This is a genomic window from Leptospira sanjuanensis (assembly GCF_022267325.1).
Classification (GTDB): Bacteria; Spirochaetota; Leptospiria; order Leptospirales; family Leptospiraceae; genus Leptospira; species Leptospira sanjuanensis.
In genome coordinates, this window is sequence record NZ_JAIZBG010000001.1 from 246,577 (window position 1) to 264,234 (window position 17,658).

A 17,658-nucleotide genomic window follows, 5' to 3' on the forward strand; every position below is an offset into this window, starting at 1 on the left:
TAACGAAATTAGAGAGATTATGAATTTAACCAAGTCGGCAGTTTGCGTTTTTTGCGGTTCGCGTTCCGGAACCAATCCTATCTATACAAAGGCGGCTCAGGATCTGGGTCATTTGCTCGTGAAAAAAAAATTCGATTTAGTATTCGGAGGCGCTTCCTGCGGAATCATGGGAACGATCGCTGACGCTGTGATGGAGAAGGGCGGTTCCGTTTCCGGTATCATTCCCGATTTTCTTTCCATCAAAGAAGTCAAACACGATCGGGTGAAGGATCTGATGATCGTTTCCTCCATGCACGAAAGAAAGTTTCGGATGTACGAGAAGTCTTCCGGTTTTATCGCGTTACCGGGCGGAATTGGAACCTTGGATGAACTCGTCGAAATCACGACTTGGAATCAATTGAAGCTGATCTCGAAACCTCTCGGTCTTTTGAACGTAAACGGCTACTTCGATTATCTATTGATGCAGCTGGGGAGAATGGTGGACGACGGATTTTTAGATCGCGAAACGAAAGAAGGTCTGATCGTTTCGGAAGATCCGGAGGAATTGCTTGATCTTCTTAGCAAACGTTTCGTTTAATACGACATTCTTTGACGAACCGGACTAAAACCCGATCACTCTTTTTCGGGTTCCGGTTCCAGGAGTTGAATCAATTCCTCTTTTTCGCCTTCTTTAGCAAGTTCCAAAGCCGATTTGCCTTCTAAGTTCTTTAAGAATTGTGAAGCGCTCGAGGTGAGCAAAAGAGTCGCCGTTGAAACTCGATCATGGATGACTGCGATGTGAAGAGGCGTATTTCCATTTTGATCGATCGAGTTCGGAGAAATCCCGAGATGTAAAATGGTTCTGCAAATATCGTCTTCTCCGTGTTCTGCGGCAGTGAATAACCGATCGGTCAGAGCCTTTTTGAGAATCTTGGAAACGTGATGATATTTTTGCCGTTCCGCCTCTTCCAATCCCGTCTTTCCGGACGCGTTCATCTTTAAAAAGTCGGCTCCGATTTTCAGAAGTCGTTCTAGACATTCGACGCTGTCGTGCGATGCTGCCAGTAAAAGCGCGGTATTTCCGTCCGCGTCCCTGTTTTCCAGAATCGTTTTAATTTCTTCTTTTTCCAAAAACAGGTCCAGAATTTCGTAATCGTTGTGGAGAGCCGTGAGATGAAGAATCGTTCTTCCTTCGGAATTCTTTTTTAAGAAGTCCGCGTCCTTATCGAGAAGATATTCCACGATCGTAAAATGTCCTAGATCGACGGCTAAAAGAAGAGGTGTATATCCTTCTCCGTTTCTTTCTTCAAGATCCGGCGTGGAATGAAGATTTTCGAAAATCATCTCCACGATTTGCAGACTTCCGGTGCTTACGGCTTTCGCCAACGGAGTATTTCCGGAAAAATCTTTTTTCCCGGAATCGGCTCCCGCTTCCAAAAAGATTCGGATCAATTCTTCGTTGCCTTGATCGAGCGAGGTCAGCAACGGAGTTTCTCCTCTTGCGTTGGTTTCGTCCGGGTCCGCACCGGCCTCGAGTAGAAGTTCGATCGCTTCCCGGTCGGAATTTTTCACCGCCCAGGATAATACGCCCGATCCGTAATTGTCCCGGTATTCTTTCAGCCAATCGATGAGAACCGCTCCTTCCATCAAAGAAAGAAGTCTTTGGATTTCATCGTTCTTTCCCGTTTTTACCGCGGAAAAGAGATCGATCAGTGAGTCGGAAAAATCAGTCAGAAAAAATTCTCCAGTATGAAATAGAGCGAAACCAAAGTAGGGATCGAACATAAAATTCCGACACCCGGAAGAGCCGCGGAAAGCGTCGGTTTAAATCCCATCTGAATGGAAACGATGGAAGCCGTAATCATCGGCGCCATTCCCGCTTCCAATACGGCCGCTTTTATGTGTTTCGGATTCAGATTCAAAAAACGATAGATTAGAAATACCACGATTGGGGCAAAGATCAATTTATAAATCAGGCCGACAATCAAGGGTTGGGAGATGTCTTTGGATTCGTTTGAGGATGAACCCATGAACGGAAGTTCCATTTGAAATCCGACGGTAAATAAGGCGATCGGCACCAACGTTTCTCCCAAAGTTTTCAATGCGGAATGGATCGATTCCGGAATGGTGAAAAGTCTTAGGAAAAACGAAAAAAGTAAAGCAAGAAACGGAGGGAAAGTGAAGAGCTTTTTCAAAATGGATCGCAACGGACTTCCGCTTTTTTCCCGTTCGTTTTTGGAAAGAAAGCGCAATGCTAAGATAAATCCGGGAATCGCAAGACAAAGAAAGGTTCCGAATTGATCGATGATCAAAACCGCATTGGTGATTTGCTCTCCGTAAAACATTCGCAAAACGGGAAGTCCTAAAAAGGAAGTGTTGCCGAGTCCGCAGCAAAGCGTGAGTGCGATTCTCGTTTCCGAATCCCAATCGAAGAATTTCGTCGCGCCGTAAAAGAAGGCGACGGATAGGCCGAAGATCAGCCAGGGCATCGAGGCTAAAAAGATCAAAGAAGTTTCGAGTTTCATCGAGGGAACGTTGGCCAAAATCAAAGCCGGTAAGGAAATATAGATGACGAAACTTCCGAGTGCGACTCCGGAATTTTCCGGAAAAATTCTCCCGCGTTTGAGTATCCAACCGGCAATTAAACAAACCGGAATGAGAATGAGTTGGGACACGATGGACAGAGTCTAAAGCGAAAGCGAAACGGCAAGAGTTTTAAGGTTTAGCCCGCTGCCGGAATTGAACCGGCGACCTTTTCATTACGAGGGAAATGCTCTACCCCTGAGCTAAGCGGGCGTGTGCGGATCGGAAATCGAAAAAGACTTCGCTGCAATCTCCTGAACAACAGGGTTCTATGTTCGTTTTGCAAAGACTGCATTGTCCATGTCCATGAACGTACACAACGTGCGAAGGTAGGTTACAAACCGGACAAACAAAACGATCAGGGAACTTTGGATTGTTTTGATCCATCTTTTTTCGATTTCTTAAATTCTTTTACCATCATTGCGGTGATGCTGTCAAGATGTTTCACTTGATCTTTGAGTTCCGGTTTTTCGTGACGATAGGAAAAAGAATAACAGGAATTTTTGACTCCTCTGTCCTTCATCCACCAATGTCTTCCGATTTCCCTTCTTTCTTTTGCGGGAAGGTCGCCTTCGTACATTTTGTATTCGTCCAGCGGTGCGGGGAAATTTCTCTCTTTAAGATAAAACGCATAGGCGGAATGGAAATTCATCGCCGCGTTTTGAATCAATTCGTTGATATGAAGACAACCTAACGTTTTATCCGCCGGAAAACGATTCATCAGTTTGGAATAGGACATTTCCTCGCCGACGAGATATTCGTATGTTTTGATCGCCGCGGGGCAACTTTCATACGGAACCCGTTTTTCCTCCACTCCCGACTTTACGATTTTCATCGTAGTGAGATCCACTTCCAGATACAGAGTCATATCGTGGTACGGATCGTATTGATTGACTTCGATGATGCAGAAAGGGGGAGATTCTTCGGGAAACCAGTAATATCTGCTTTCGTAATTTCTTTGAAAGTCCGTGTTTCGAAAACGGATCCGATCTTTGATTTCCTGCAACGCGCTCATGACAACCTCTTATCTGAAAAACGCTTTTATATGGATTTGTTCGGAAAAAAGAAAACGCAACGATTTTGTTTTCCGACTCGGTATCCCGTTTTTATCGGCGTTCGATAAGATCATCTTTTAAAGGTAGGCGATTCGCTAAAGAATTTTTCCGGCTATTTTCATTTGCTTTTCGCGGAATTTCTGTTATCGTCGTTTCGGTTTTATGTTAACCTCGTTCTTTTTGGAAAAATCGTTTTTGGTCACAGGCGCGAGTTCCGGAATCGGAAAAGCTTTGGTATTGGAACTCAATCGAAACGGAGCCGTAGTCGGGGCGGTTGCGCGGAGAAAAGAATTGTTAAAAGAAGTAAAAGGTGAAGCGCCTTTTCCCGATAAGGTCATCGCTCTTCCGTGCGACGTTTCGGATTCTTCCCAACTCAAAAAGATCACGGAAGAATTTCGTAAGAAGGTGCGTCGTATCGACGGACTGATTCACAGCGCGGGGATCAGCATGCGCGGACTTGCGCGTGAAACCGATTTTAAAGTTTACGAAAGTCTAATGAACGTAAATTTCTATCCTTTGATTCATTTGTTTCGGTTTTTGGAATCGGAACTCAGACAGAATCAGGGACATTTTGTAGCCGTTTCTTCTTTGCAGGGAAGATTCGCGACCCAATATAGATCCGGTTATGCGGCGAGTAAACACGCTGTGCAGGCTTTTATGGACAGCGTTCGGCTTGAAACGTCAGATAGCGGAATGCACGTTATGACCGTTTCTCCCGGTTACGTTAAGACGGATATTTCCGTAAAAGCTTTGTCTTCGGACGGTTCCGCCTACGGAATCATGGACGAAGGAATTAAGAACGGAATGTCTACCGAGAAAGTCGCTTCGATTATTTTGAAAGCGATCGAATCGAAAAAGAGGGACGTTTACCCTTCGCAGTTTCGGGAGATGTTGGCGTATTGGATCAGCCGATTTTCACCGTCGCTGTTGGATCGGCTTTTGAGAAGAGCAAGGGTCACTTGAGAAAGTTTGTCGGAACATTTCAGGACGAGGAATTTGTCTTGAAATGAATGTCGTTCTGTGATAAGGAAAATTTCCCGAGTTCTTCCCGCAAACCCGCCACCTCCGCCCAAACAAGGGTGGGGCCGTTTCGTTTTACGGGCGATTGTCGGAACTCCCACAAAATCTTTCCGTTAATCGATCACTTACCCGGCAGATCCCAGGCCAGACGGATTCCCGCTCTGCGATCCGTTTTCAAATTCGGAATTCCACCGAAGGACCGAAAATACGTCGTGGATTCTTCTTTGGTAGAGGCGAAGGAACCGCCGCGAATGACTTTATGCAATTTTCCGAATGCGTTTCGTTTGAGTGAATGTCCCCGATACGGAAGATAATCCGAGCTCGTCCATTCCGCAACGTTTCCGCACATTCCGATCGCACCGTAAGGACTCGCGGACTTTTTAGCGAGTTCGTAAACGGAAATCGTATCCATCTTCTTACTTTCCAACGTATTGCAAAGGGAAGAATCGAAATCGTTGCCGAACGGATATTCGATCGGGTTCGGAAAGAAAGAATACGATTCGTCCCGGTTGATCATCCAAGTGATTCCCGTTCCGCGCGCCGCCTTTTCCCATTCCATTTCGGTGGGAAGACGTTTGCCGGACCAACGCGCGTAGGCTTCGGCCTCGCGATACGTCACTCCGTTCACAGGATGGTGTTCTTTGCCGACCGGAATCGTTCCGTTTTTCCAATGGGGAGGCGCGGGCGTATTCGTTTCCTTTAGAAATTTTGAATATTCTTGATTGGTAACTTCGTATTTATCGATGTAGAACGAGGAGATGTCTTGTAGATTTCCCCGTTCCGGTTTGAAGTAAAACGGATTGTAGCTGTCTTCCGCCGGTTCGTTGCCTTGTCCGTGAAGAAAAAATCCCATCGATTCGTAAAACAGTTCTCCGTTTTGTTCATAACCGCCGGAGACAAAAACCATTTCTTTTCCGTCGCGCGGATGTCTGATCTGTTTCGCTGGTCGGGTTCTTCTTCTATCTTCGGTGAAGAAGGCGCCGGGTTCGACGTAGGCTACTTCTTGTTTGTAGTCTTGGATAAACGTGCCCGCAGTCAATAGACTTTCGGGAATTCCCGCATTTGCAGTAAACGTTCCAAAGAGTTCGATTTCGGAGGCTTTCTTTCCTTTCGGATTTGTCTGATAGGAGATTGAGATTTGACGAATGCTGAACGAACCGATTTCTTTTTCAGGCGCGGTTTGTATAACCGAATAGCTCGGTTTTCTTTCGAGAACTGCCTTGATTTCTTCCTCTTCTTTTCCGTAAAAAACCGATCCCCTTCGAATACGGATTTTTACCTTGCCCTTGCCTCTATAGACGGCTTCTACTTCCCCTCTCCAAAAAGGAACCGTTCTTAAATTGAGAGAAGGATCTTCTTGTTCTTGGGAAAATAATGCGGCAAAGGTCCATCCCAAAAGAAGAATGGAAAAGAAGGCAATGAATCGTTTCGATTTTGGAAGCAAGTAGGAAATCATACCGTTTCATCCGCCTCTCGTTGGTGAGAGACGGTCGTCTGGTTTTATCTTCGGCAGAAATTTCCGATCTGGAAACGAATTTTAAAGGGATTCTTTCCCTTTCCGAACGGGCTTATTTCTTCTTTTTCTTAAAGGAAGAAGAAGAGCCGCCTCCGGATTTCGGATTTCGATCGCCTTTGGAGAATTTTGAACCGCCACCGGAGCCCGAGCCGCCTCCGTGAGATCCATAAGAGCGGCCGCCTCCACCGCTTGAATTGGATTTAGGTTTTGAACCGCCGCCGCCCGATCTTCCGAAGTTACGATCTCTATATCTTCCGCCACCGCCGGATTTCTTTTTGGAAGAATCCCTTTCATCGAATTTAAAATTGGATTCGAATTGAACGGAATCGTCGAAGGTAATGCTGTCTTTGGTGATCGTCATCTTGAAAAGAGCCGCCGCGATATCGAGCGCCGTATAGTCATCGCCCATCAGTTTTTCGACTTGGTTGACGTATTTCGCAAGATGACCCGCATCCACGATCGATCTTACCTTAGAAGTATAAGAATGAATTTTCGTTTCTTCGAGATCGTCTAACGTGGGAATTTTTCCCAATTCGATTTTGATTCCGTTGATCCGTTCGATCTTTTTGAGGTTGTAGATTTGTTTCCCGACGATAAAGGAGAATGCGATTCCCTTTTTACCCGCTCTTCCCGTTCTACCGATACGGTGGACGTAATCCTCTCCGTCTCTCGGGAGGTCGTAATTGAACACCGCTTCTACGTTGTTCACGTCGATTCCTCTTCCGGCGACGTCGGTCGCGACGAGAATCTCGATGCTTCCGTTCCGGAATCCGTTCATCACCTTGTCTCTTTGTTTTTGATTGAGATCTCCGTGAAGAGCTTCCGCGAAATAACCCCTGGATTTCAGAAGTTCCACAACCGTGTCGACTTGCGCTTTTGTATTACAGAATACTAATGCGAGTTTTACGTTTCTGTATTCGATCAATCTCGCGAGGGCTTCTCCCTTCGCGTTTTCCTGAATCTCATAATAGATCTGCTCGATTTTAGGAGCGCTGAGTTTTTGATGCGTTACGTCGATGATTTGCGGATGTTTTTGAAAACGTTTCATCAGCGTGAGAATTTCGTCGGTCATCGTCGCCGAGAACATGATCGTCTGACGATCCGCAGGAGTGTCTTTGAGAATAAATTCCATGTCCTCGCGGAAGCCCATGTCCAACATTTCATCCGCTTCGTCCAGAACGACGATCTTAATGTCTTCGAGACGGATCGAACCTCTTCTCATGTGATCCATCATTCTTCCGGGAGTGGCGATGACGATCTGAGGATTTTTGCGAAGAGCGCGAAGCTGTCTGTCGATTTCTTGGCCGCCGTAAACCGGAACTACTTCGAAGTTCCCTTTGTATTTCATGAGTTTGCGGAATTGTTCGCTGACTTGGATCACGAGTTCGCGGGTGGGACAAAGAATCAGCGCTTGCAGATGTTTGCTTTCGACTTCGAGAAGTTCGATCGTTGGGATCGCGAATGCGGCCGTTTTACCGGTTCCGGTTTGCGCGTGACCGATGATGTCTTTTCCTTTTAAAATGACGGGGATGGCTTCCGATTGAATCGGAGAGGCTTCTTCAAAACCCATTTCTGCGATCGCGTTTTGGATTTCGGTGGATAAGTTTAGTTCGCTAAACTTGAGTTTCTTCATAGAGTTTCCTTTCAAAGCAATAAATCGACCGTATTCCGGGAACCTCTAATACTTTGAATTTTCAAGATAAGAATCCGGAAGATCACAAAACCGACGAAAGAGAGGAAAGTTGGAATCGGGAGATGTTTTACGTCTTCGTTTGATAAGACGTCTTGTATTTACTACGATTTTAGAAGAGGCTATTTACACAAGTATAAAAGAATCGAACGCCGTCGAGAATTGATTGGATTCTCGACGGCTTCGGCTTCGATTTAAAAGATCATAAGGCGATCCTATATAAACTATATTCTAAATTTATTAAGTTGTACGGATCGTTTCTCTCAGAACTGAGCCGTCATCGAAAGATAAGCGAACTGAGCCTGTGGAAGAAAACTCGTTTTTCGAAATTCTGGAGAAATCGAATCGTCGTTGAGTTTTCCCCGGACGGCGTCGCCCGCATAGATCCAACTCGCACCGAGCGCCCACAGAATATCCTTGTATTTCACCGAATAAACCATATCGATTTCTCTGAATAAATTCTTTCCGAGCGTTCCGACTCCTCTTTGATCCAGAACTCCCTTTTCGCTTTGCGGATACGGATTTTTGTAGCGATCGTTTGTATAGGATTCGGTGCTCGCGCCGTCTTTCAGATTTCCGGTGATGTCATACCAACCGTCTTGCATCTTCTGTTTGTCCACGATCCAATAGGCGATTCTTAATTTTCCGAATTCTCCTCCGTCCCAAGTCAAGTTTGCGGACTTGCCTACCATGTTGACCCAACTGACTTGATCCGCTTCTCCGTAAAATACGTGATTGGAGTGGAATAAATTGGAGAATGTCGCGACCTTTCCGTCCTTGCGATTCGGATCTCCGCTGGCGACGTCGTATTCTGCACCGAGTCGAAACGAACCGATCGTATATCCTATGTCGAGCGCGAAAGCGAACGCATCGTATCCTTGTCTTTCTTTATAAAGATTTTTTGATACGGTTTTTCCCGTAAGCGGATCGATCGTGGAAACGTTCGTGTTCAACGAATCCCAACCGGGAGTTACGTTGATTCCCGTTTTTCCCGTTTGCATCGCGTACTCTATGGAAAAGTCGAACGGAATTTCTGATTTCTTTTCCTTGGTCGTTCTGTTGGTAAGTCTGAATCCGAACGTATGAAGTTGATCGTATCTTGAATCTCTCGGAACGGTTTCCGGATTTGCCAAAAGTAAAATCGTGGAATTGTTTTGAGGAAGCCATTTACGATAAAGCCCGATGTAATAGCCGTCTATGTGCAGGAACTTAGAAGGTTTGAACGTGTTGTAAAAACCCGTAAAGGTCGCATCCCCTTGCTGTTGTTTGGTGAGATCGGCTGACAGCGCGCAGGCGGGAGTCGACGGAGAGTTTGCCGGGCAATTGTATTGAACCGGAAACGAATTTCTTTTTCCGAGGTACGTCGTATTGCCCGCAATATCGGAATCTTGTTCACCGACGATCATCGCCCACGCATGCGAGGAAAAAAATTCCTTATCCAACTTCAAACGAAAACCGTTGAAGCTGCGGCCGACGTTCGTCCATTCCAACGCGCCGACAAGTCTTTCATCTCCATATTTGAGAATCTGTCTTCCCGCTTGAAGGGCTATCGGACCGATCAAATCCTTGGATTCGATCCAGGCTTCCCGAATTCCCACCGATTGTCTGGTGTTTTCGTTTGCGGTATCGAGTCCGCTGGAAGAACCTTTTTCGCCGCCCCAAAGAACGGAATCCTGCAACGTGATTCTGACTTTCGTTTTTTCGGTGAGTTCCTTTTCGATCCAGATTTGGGCCTTGGCCCCGACGAACGAAGCATTGTCGTTTTTGAATCGATCAAAATCGTAATTGTACTTCGCTTCCGGACGGATTCGGATCAAGCCGCCGAACTTGACGGTTTCGTACCAGGGAACTTCTTTTTTCGTTTCCTTAGGAAGAATCGCGGCGTCCTGTTTGGGAGCGACGACCGGTTGTTCTTTGAAGGACGGTTCGGTGATCGACTGACTCGTGTTAGGTGAGTTTTCCGGAGCGGCCGTTTCCTTTTTTTCCTGAGCGTTGATTTCTACGTTCAGGAACGTACATAAGATAAAGGAGAGTACGGAAACTCTCATTTTGCAAGCTTTCAATTGGGGACCCTTTCATTTGTATTTTTTTAAGATTCGTGTTTCGCATCTAAACCGGAGTTACATTCGCTTTTAGGATTTTGGAAATCTCGGGACGGCAGCTTCCGCATCCGGTTCCGGCTCCGGTCGTCTTACCGAGTTCTTCCACGGACTTGATTCCGTTTTTGATTTCTTCGCAGAGATTACCTTCGCCGACTCCGTTGCAGGAACAGACTAACTTGCCTACGACCGGTTTTCTTTGCGCACCTCCTCCCGAAAGAAGCTGTTCCCTTCTTTCTCCGAGTTCGATTCCGCTGGAGATCAGTTCTTTGAATTCTTGAAAGTTCGATTTATCACCGATGAGAATCGCCCCGACGAGTTTATCTCCTTTGATGATGCACTTCTTATACTTCCTGCGCTTTCGATCGAGAAAGACGATCTCTTCGTATTCGCCGGATTTATCTTCGGAAAGATCCATAGGAGTATCCGCAAGTCGTAAAGAAACGAGATCGAGTTCCGGAATTTTTAACAGATTGGAATGAATCGATCCATTATAAAAATCGAATGCGTATCCGTATATATGATTGGCCGCGATTTTGGATTGTTCCTCCGTAGCGGAGACCGTCCCGTACATGCCGGAAGAATGTTCGGCGACTTCTCCGATCGCATAAATATCCGGATCGGAGGAGCGCAGGAACGGATCGACTAAGATTCCGTTTTTGCATTCGATGCCGGCGAGTTTTGCCAATTGAAGATTGGCGCTTGTTCCCGTCGCGAACACGATTCCATCGGGTTGAATGACGGTTCCGTCGCTGAGTTTGATGTTTTGAACGCGGGAAGTTCCCTTTATCTTGACGATCTCGGCATTGCGGATGATTTCGATTCCTCTCGCTTCGATTTCTTCATTAAGAATTTCACCGGCTACTGCGTCGAGTTGTTTGGACATGAGTCTGTCCGTTCGGATCAAAACGCTGACGCGAACATGCAAAGATTTTAATGCGGCCGCAAGTTCCAAGCCGAGAAGCCCTCCGCCCACGATCAAAACGTGGGTGTCCCTCACGAAAAAACCTTTGATTCGTTCCGCGTCTTCTTTGGAACGAAGCGCAAAGATCCCGTCCATTTCTTTGGGAATCATATTCGGGATAAACGGAGAACTTCCCGTTGCGAAGATGAGCTTATCGTAAGAATGTGTGTTGCCTTTGTCGTCTCGGACGATTTTCCCTTCGGGATGAACCTGAGTGACGGCCGTGTCCGAAAAGATATCGAAGTTCCAGGAAAGAATTTCCTCTTCGCTGACTCCCGTCAAATCTCCGAAGATTTTTTCCCCGCTGATGTAATCCGGAAGAAGGATGCGGTTGTAAAACGGATTCTTTTCTTTGCAAAGAACGGTGATTTCGCTTTCGGAGTCCAAAGCTCTGTAAGAACGCAGGAAGGCAAGAGTCCCGTTTCCTCCGCCTATGATGAGAATCTTTTCTTTCCGTTTTTGATAAACCTTCACTTGAACGGCGGAGATTTTAAAACCGGGTTGTTTAGAAAACGGATCGTAAGCTCCGCTCGTAAGATTGTTCGCGCGCGAATCGTCTCTGCCCAATCGTTTTCCCCAATGCATCGGAAGGAACACGACGCCTTCTTTGATCGATTGGGTGATCGTCGCTTTGACTCTTGTTTTTCCTCTTTCGTTGAAGATTTCAACGATCGTTCCTTCCTCGATGTTTCTGACTCTTGCATCGTTCGGATGAATTTCCAAATACGGTTCGCGTTTGTGTTCGTTGAGTTTGCGTACTTTGCCGGTACGAGTCATCGTATGCCACTGGTCGCGGATTCTTCCCGTGGTAAGAATTAATGGAAAATGCTCGGTCGCGTTTTCGGAACTGTCCTCGGGTTCGACCGCGTGAATCTTCGCTTTGCCGTTCGGTCTGTAAAACTTGCGATCGGTAAAAAGGCGTTCGGTTCCGCCGTGGTCTTTCGCGGGATACGGCCATTGAACCGATCTCTTTTCCATCAGGATCGAATAATCCAATCCGGCAATGTCGATGTTCGTCCCTTTTGTTAAGCGACAATGTTCTTGAAAGACTTCTCCCTCGTTTTGAAACGCAAAGGAAGAATTCCATCCCATCTTTTTGGCGAACTCGTTTAAGATCCAAGTGTCCGCTTTCGCTTCTCCCGGAGGGTCGATCACTTTCGGAAGATAGGTAATTCGTCGGTCGGAGTTCGTCATCGTCCCCTGTTTTTCCGCCCAACCGGCTGCGGGTAACACGACGTCCGCGAACGGAATCGCCGAAGAATCCTTGGAAATATCTTGAACGACCACAAATTCCGCGGAGCGAAGACCGGATTCGACGAGACGCGCGTCTGGAAGACTCACGGTAGGATTGGTGCAGATGATCCAAATCGCCTTCATTTTTCCCGTGCGAAGATGATCGAACATCTCCGTCGCGCTGTATCCAGGTTTCTCTTGAATGGAATCGACTCCCCAAAACTCGGCGACTTCCGCTCTATGTTCCGGATTTGCCAAGTTTCTATGAGCGGGTAAAAGATTGCAAAGACCGCCGACTTCCCGGCCTCCCATTGCGTTCGGTTGTCCGGTAAGAGAGAACGGACCCGATCCGGGTTTGCCGATCTTTCCGGTTAATAAGGATAAATTGAGAAGGGCGAGGTTCTTATTGACCCCGATCACGCTTTGATTGAGGCCCATCGCCCAAAGAGAAAGAAATCCGTTCGAATTTCCGATCCATTCCGCCGCGGTATAAATTTGCTCGGAAGGAATGTCGCAAGCGTTTGCGCAATCCTCAACGGATCGTTGAAATACTTTTTCTTTGAGTTCCTCGAAACCTTCGGTATGATTTTTTAAAAACTCGGAATCGATTCGACCGTGTTCTATTAGAATTCTTGCAATTGCGTGAAAAAGATGAATGTCGCTTCCCGGACGAATCTGCAGATGAAGATCGGCGTCCTCGCAGCTTTCGGTTTTTCTCGGATCGACGACGATCAGTTTTACGTTCGGATTCGATTGTTTTCTCGCTTCGATTCTTCGAAATAGAATGGGATGGCACCAAGCGGGATTGGCGCCTGCGACCAAAAAACAATCCGCGAGTTCTATATCCTCGTAGCTGATGGGAACACTGTCTTCCCCCAAGGCCATTTTGTAACCCACGACCGCGGAACTCATACAAAGTCTTGAGTTCGTATCGATGTTGTTGGTTCCGATAAAACCTTTCGCGATTTTATTCACCACATAGTATTCTTCCGTTAACAACTGACCGGAAACGTAGAATCCGACGGAGTCCGGTCCGTGTTCTTGGATGATTCTCTTAAACTCCTGCGCGACTTTTTGAAGAGCCGTCTCCCAATCGGTTTTAATAGGGGGAGAATTTCGATCTTTTCGTATCGTCGGATGGAATAAACGATCGGAACGGTTTAACAGAGAATAGTTGAGATTCATTCCTTTGGAACAAAGAAGACCTTTGTTTGCCGGATGGGTGGGATCTCCTTCCACTTTCAGTTCCTTTTCGGAATGTTTTTGTATAAGAACTCCGCATCCTACGCCGCAATAAGAGCAGGTAGTTTTAAACGTTTCGCTAATGTTCACAGAATAAGTTTATGCAAGAATGGTACCAGGTTCGGAATGCTGAAATCGAATCTTAAGTTTCTCCCGAATCCGATCGGTATCGCAATCCTCAAAGGTCGGTTTATGAATGCGTAATCGAAATGAAATATATTAGTAAATTATAATATATCTAAAGTGTTGATGACTTTGTGTAGAATTTTAGACTAATTGCTGATTTTTTCCGCATCAACCCTCGAAACGCCGGAGAGAATTTCGATTCGTACGAATTTGGAATAGGCCCTCGAATAAAATTTTCAAGTTATAAGACGACAATTCTCTCTGGAAACGGCTCTTCTCGACTTTCCGCTCAAAAAATAAACCGAAACTGGTACGGTTCTTGCTCTCTTTCTTAAGGAGTCTCAGAGGAGCCTTAGGAATAAGGAAAAAAATTAAAAATGAAAAAGATTAAAGAATTTTTATCTGCCGGTCACTTCCCTACGCTTTTAAGTTCATTCTTATACTTTGATTTCAGCTTCATGGTATGGATGCTCTTAGCGGCTCTCGGAGTTTTTCTCTCCGAAGAATTCGGCTTAAACCCCGCTCAGAAGGGTTTGATGGTATCGATTCCTTTGCTCGGAGGAACTCTTCTAAGAATTCCGATGGGTTTGTTATCCGATCGATTCGGATCGAGAAAGGTTGCCCTTTCCGGAATGTTGCTCACGATGTTTCCTCTCTTTTTAGGATGGCAGTTCGGAAATTCTATGGCCGAAATCTTCGCGATCGGTCTTCTTCTCGGAGTTGCGGGTTCCAGCTTTGCGGTTGCGCTCCCTCTTGCGAGTAAAAGTTATCCTGCAAGATACCAAGGTTTGGTATTGGGAATCGCGGGGGCCGGAAACAGCGGTTCCGTGATCGCAACCTTGTTCGCGCCGGATCTTGCACGCAGCTTCGGATGGCATGCGGTTTTCGGATTCGCTTTGATTCCGATGTCTTTGGTGTTTATCTTCTTCTACTTTTTTGCGAAAGAAGAAGCCGTTCCTTCGTCCGGTAAAACGATTTTGGAATATCTCGCTCCGATTAAATCCAGAGACGCGATGATCTTCAGCTTTTTATACAGCATTACGTTCGGAGGGTTCGTAGGGCTCGCGAGTTTTTTACCGATCTTCTTTTACGATCAATACGGCGCGGATAAGGTTACTACCGGTTTATATACGACCTATTGCATCATCGGAGCAAGTATGATCCGTCCGTTCGGCGGCTATCTCTCCGATAAATTCGGAGGAGCGACCGTTCTTTGTATCGTTCTTCTTTTGGTGTCGATGATCTTTTTCGGAATCTCCACTCTTCCGAGTTTGGGTCTTGTTCTTCCCTTATTTATCTTCCTGATGTTGTGTTTGGGACTCGGAAACGGTTCCGTGTTTCAGTTGGTTCCTTCCCGTTTCAAAAAGGATATCGGAATCGTCACCGGTTTCGTGGGCGCCTTCGGCGGGTTAGGCGGATTTATGGTGCCGAATCTTCTCGGTTCCTTGAAGTCCGGCTGGGGAACGTATGCCGCGGGATTCACGGTTCTCGGTGTGATCGTTTTGATCGCAGCGGCCGTTTTATACGGAACGAACTTTTACGTTTGGAATCGCATGGAAGAATCTCAACTCGAGATCGAAACGGCTTAATCCAGTTACGTTATCGGGAGAAAAATAAAAATGTCAAAGCAACAGTTGATCGTAGTCGGGAATGGGATGGTCGGCCATAGATTGGTCGAGAAATTGGTTGAATTCGGCGGAATCGAAAAGTTTGATATTCTAATATTCGGAGAGGAGCCCAGAAGAGCGTACGATCGGGTTCATCTTTCCGAATATTTCGCAAACCGTTCCGTGGATCCTTTGTATCTTTCGAAAGAGGACTGGTATTCACAGAACGGGATCGATCTTCACCTGAAGGAGAAAGTGACTTCGGTGGATCCGGTTTCGAAAAAAGTGGAAACTTCTTCCGGAGCGGTTTACTCCTTCGACAAACTCGTGTTTGCCACCGGTTCCGCTCCTTTCGTTCCGACCTTCGAAGGAATCGATAAGAAAGGGGTTTTCGTTTATAGAACTATCGAAGACTTAGAGGAAATTTTAGAATACGGAAAGTCCGTAAAAACCGCCGCCGTGTTAGGCGGAGGACTTTTGGGATTGGAAGCCGCAAAGGCGCTCGTCGATATGAATCTCAAAACCGACGTCGTGGAGTTCGCTCCTCGATTGATGCCTCGTCAGCTGGACGAAGCGGGTTCCTCCATTCTCAGATCGAAAATAGAAGAACTGGGAGTTTCGATTCTTTTGGAAAAGAACACCAAACGAGCGATCGGTGAAGCCGCATTCGCCGGTCTTGAATTTCAAGACGGTTCGATTTTAGAGACGGAAATGCTCGTCGTTTCCGCCGGAATCAGACCGAGGGACGAACTTGCAAAGAATGCGGGAATCGCGGTGGGAGAAAGGGGCGGTATTCAGGTAAACGATCTTCTCGAAACGAGCGCGGACGGAATTTATTCCATCGGTGAATGTGCGCTTCATAACGGAATGATCTACGGTCTCGTGGCTCCCGGTTACGAAATGGCCGAAACCGTAGCACATAATCTTTGTTATTCGGAAAGAGAATCCAAGTCGTATTTGGGTTCGGACTTATCCACGAAATTGAAATTGATCGGAGTGGACGTCGCTTCTTTCGGAGACGCTCTCGGACAATGCCCACACATACCCATCGCATTCAAAAATCCTCTTACGGGGATTTATAAGAAATTGGTAATATCCGAGGACGGTAAAACGCTTCTCGGAGGAATTCTAGTAGGAGACGCGAGCGCTTACGGAAACCTTCTTGCGTTGTATTTAAACAAGATCGAACTTCCTTCCGAACCGGAAAGTCTGATCGTAGGTTCCGTCTCTGCCGAATCGACGTTTGGTGCCGGATCGCTTCCGGACACGGCGAAGATCTGTTCGTGCAACAACGTTTCCAAAGGCGACATCCTAAACGCGATTCGCGACAAAGACTGTTACGAGATGGGCAGTTTGAAGGAATGCACGAAAGCCGGCACGGGATGCGGCGGTTGTATTCCTCAGGTGAATTCTCTTCTTAAGGGAGAATTAAAATTGCTCGGTAAAGTCGTAACGGAACATCTTTGCGAACACTTTCCGTTTTCCAGACAGGAATTGTTCCAAGTCATCAAGGTAAAAAAACTCAAAACTTTCGACGATGTGATCGCGGAAAGCGGTAAAGGAAAAGGATGCGAAGTCTGCAAACCGGCGGTCGCTTCGATTCTTGCGAGTTTATGGAACGAGACGATCGTTCATAAACATCACAGAGAAATTCAAGATACGAACGACAAGTATCTTGCAAACATTCAAAGAGGCGGAACGTATTCTGTCGTGCCGAGGATTCCGGGCGGTGAAATTACTCCGGAAAAACTCATCGTGATCGGAGCCGTTGCAAAGAAATACAATCTTTACTGCAAGATCACCGGAGGTCAAAGGATCGATCTTCTCGGCGCGAGAATGGAAGACCTTCCGGATATTTGGAAGGATTTGGTCGACGAAGGTTTTGAAAGCGGTCACGCATACGGTAAGGCGATGAGAACCGTAAAGAGCTGCGTCGGTTCGACATGGTGCAGATACGGCGTGCAGGATAGTACTTCGTTTGCGATTCGCATCGAAGAACGTTATCGTGGAATTCGTTCTCCGCATAAATTGAAGGCCGCCGTTTCCGGTTGTATCCGCGAATGTGCGGAAGCGCAAAGCAAGGACTTCGGTTTAATCGCGACCGAAAAAGGATGGAATCTTTACGTAGGAGGCAACGGAGGAGTGACTCCGCAGCACGCGATGCTCCTCGCGGCCGACATCGACGAAGACACTTGTGTGAAATACATCGATCGATTCCTGATGTTCTATATCCGAACCGCGGATAAACTTACAAGAACCGCGGCTTGGCTCAATCAGCTCGAAGGAGGAATCGATTATCTCAAGGACGTGATCGTCAACGATCGTCTTGGAATCAACGAACAGCTTGAAGCCGAGATGCAGATGCTCGTCGACAGCTATCATTGCGAATGGAAGGCGGTTGTGGACGATCCTGAAAAACAGAAGAAGTTTAAACACTTCGTCAACAGCGATCAACCGGATACGAACGTGAAATTCATCCAAGAAAGAGGCCAGATCCGTCCGGTGGATTGGCAAAAGAAAGAACTATCGGTGACCTAAGGAGCT

Annotated in this window: 10 protein-coding genes, 1 tRNA gene and 1 pseudogene; 4 read left to right on the forward strand and 8 right to left on the reverse strand. The window is 46.6% G+C overall.

Going from position 1 to position 17,658, the window contains the following annotated elements; translation table 11 throughout:
• The first annotated feature begins 19 nt into the window (after nucleotides 1-19).
• The gene (locus LFX25_RS01210; RefSeq protein ID WP_238728481.1) at nucleotides 20-577 is read left to right on the forward strand and encodes an LOG family protein; all 558 of its coding nucleotides are present in this window, start codon (nucleotides 20-22) and stop codon (nucleotides 575-577) included.
• Between the two features lie 35 nt (nucleotides 578-612).
• On the opposite strand, the gene LFX25_RS01215 is transcribed toward LFX25_RS01210, so the two are convergent.
• From LFX25_RS01215 to LFX25_RS01230, 4 genes are all read right to left on the reverse strand, one after another.
• Nucleotides 613-1,764, reverse strand: coding sequence for an ankyrin repeat domain-containing protein (locus tag LFX25_RS01215; RefSeq protein ID WP_238728482.1), 1,152 nt, complete (start codon nucleotides 1,762-1,764; stop codon nucleotides 613-615).
• A complete protein-coding gene (locus LFX25_RS01220; protein WP_319936817.1) occupies nucleotides 1,710-2,654 on the reverse strand; it encodes an AEC family transporter in 945 nt (314 codons plus the stop codon). Before LFX25_RS01220 ends, LFX25_RS01215 begins: the two co-directional genes overlap by 55 nt.
• Before the next feature lie 49 nt (nucleotides 2,655-2,703).
• Nucleotides 2,704-2,775 (reverse strand) — tRNA-Thr (locus tag LFX25_RS01225).
• A gap of 145 nt (nucleotides 2,776-2,920) precedes the next feature.
• On the reverse strand, nucleotides 2,921-3,577 hold the full coding sequence (locus tag LFX25_RS01230; protein ID WP_238728484.1) for a DUF2889 domain-containing protein: 657 nt from the start codon (nucleotides 3,575-3,577) through the stop codon (nucleotides 2,921-2,923).
• 202 nt (nucleotides 3,578-3,779) lie between these two features.
• On the opposite strand from LFX25_RS01230, the gene LFX25_RS01235 reads away from it, so the two are divergent.
• Nucleotides 3,780-4,580: an SDR family NAD(P)-dependent oxidoreductase gene (locus tag LFX25_RS01235; protein ID WP_238728488.1), complete on the forward strand. Its 801-nt coding sequence runs from the start codon at nucleotides 3,780-3,782 to the stop codon at nucleotides 4,578-4,580.
• Nucleotides 4,581-4,758: 178 nt separating this feature from the next.
• Here LFX25_RS01235 and LFX25_RS01240 read toward each other — a convergent pair whose 3' ends face one another.
• From LFX25_RS01240 to LFX25_RS01255, 4 genes and pseudogenes are all read right to left on the reverse strand, one after another.
• The gene (locus LFX25_RS01240) at nucleotides 4,759-6,093 is read right to left on the reverse strand and encodes a formylglycine-generating enzyme family protein (protein ID WP_238728490.1); all 1,335 of its coding nucleotides are present in this window, start codon (nucleotides 6,091-6,093) and stop codon (nucleotides 4,759-4,761) included.
• A gap of 112 nt (nucleotides 6,094-6,205) precedes the next feature.
• A complete protein-coding gene (locus LFX25_RS01245; protein ID WP_238728491.1) occupies nucleotides 6,206-7,786 on the reverse strand; it encodes a DEAD/DEAH box helicase in 1,581 nt (526 codons plus the stop codon).
• Nucleotides 7,787-8,106: 320 nt separating this feature from the next.
• Nucleotides 8,107-9,714 (reverse strand): annotated as a pseudogene (locus LFX25_RS01250) (alginate export family protein); the annotation flags it as partial.
• Nucleotides 9,715-9,952: 238 nt separating this feature from the next.
• Nucleotides 9,953-13,471, reverse strand: a complete 3,519-nt coding sequence (locus tag LFX25_RS01255; protein WP_238728494.1) for a molybdopterin-dependent oxidoreductase — start codon at nucleotides 13,469-13,471, stop codon at nucleotides 9,953-9,955.
• Between the two features lie 413 nt (nucleotides 13,472-13,884).
• Here LFX25_RS01255 and LFX25_RS01260 point away from each other — a divergent pair, with 413 nt between their 5' ends.
• Entirely contained in the window at nucleotides 13,885-15,096 is a 1,212-nt protein-coding gene (locus tag LFX25_RS01260) for a nitrate/nitrite transporter (protein WP_238728496.1), read from the forward strand.
• 30 nt (nucleotides 15,097-15,126) lie between these two features.
• Nucleotides 15,127-17,652 (forward strand): nitrite reductase large subunit NirB, encoded by a 2,526-nt coding sequence (nirB, locus tag LFX25_RS01265; protein WP_238728497.1) that lies wholly within the window; start codon nucleotides 15,127-15,129, stop codon nucleotides 17,650-17,652.
• Nucleotides 17,653-17,658: the final 6 nt, after the last annotated feature.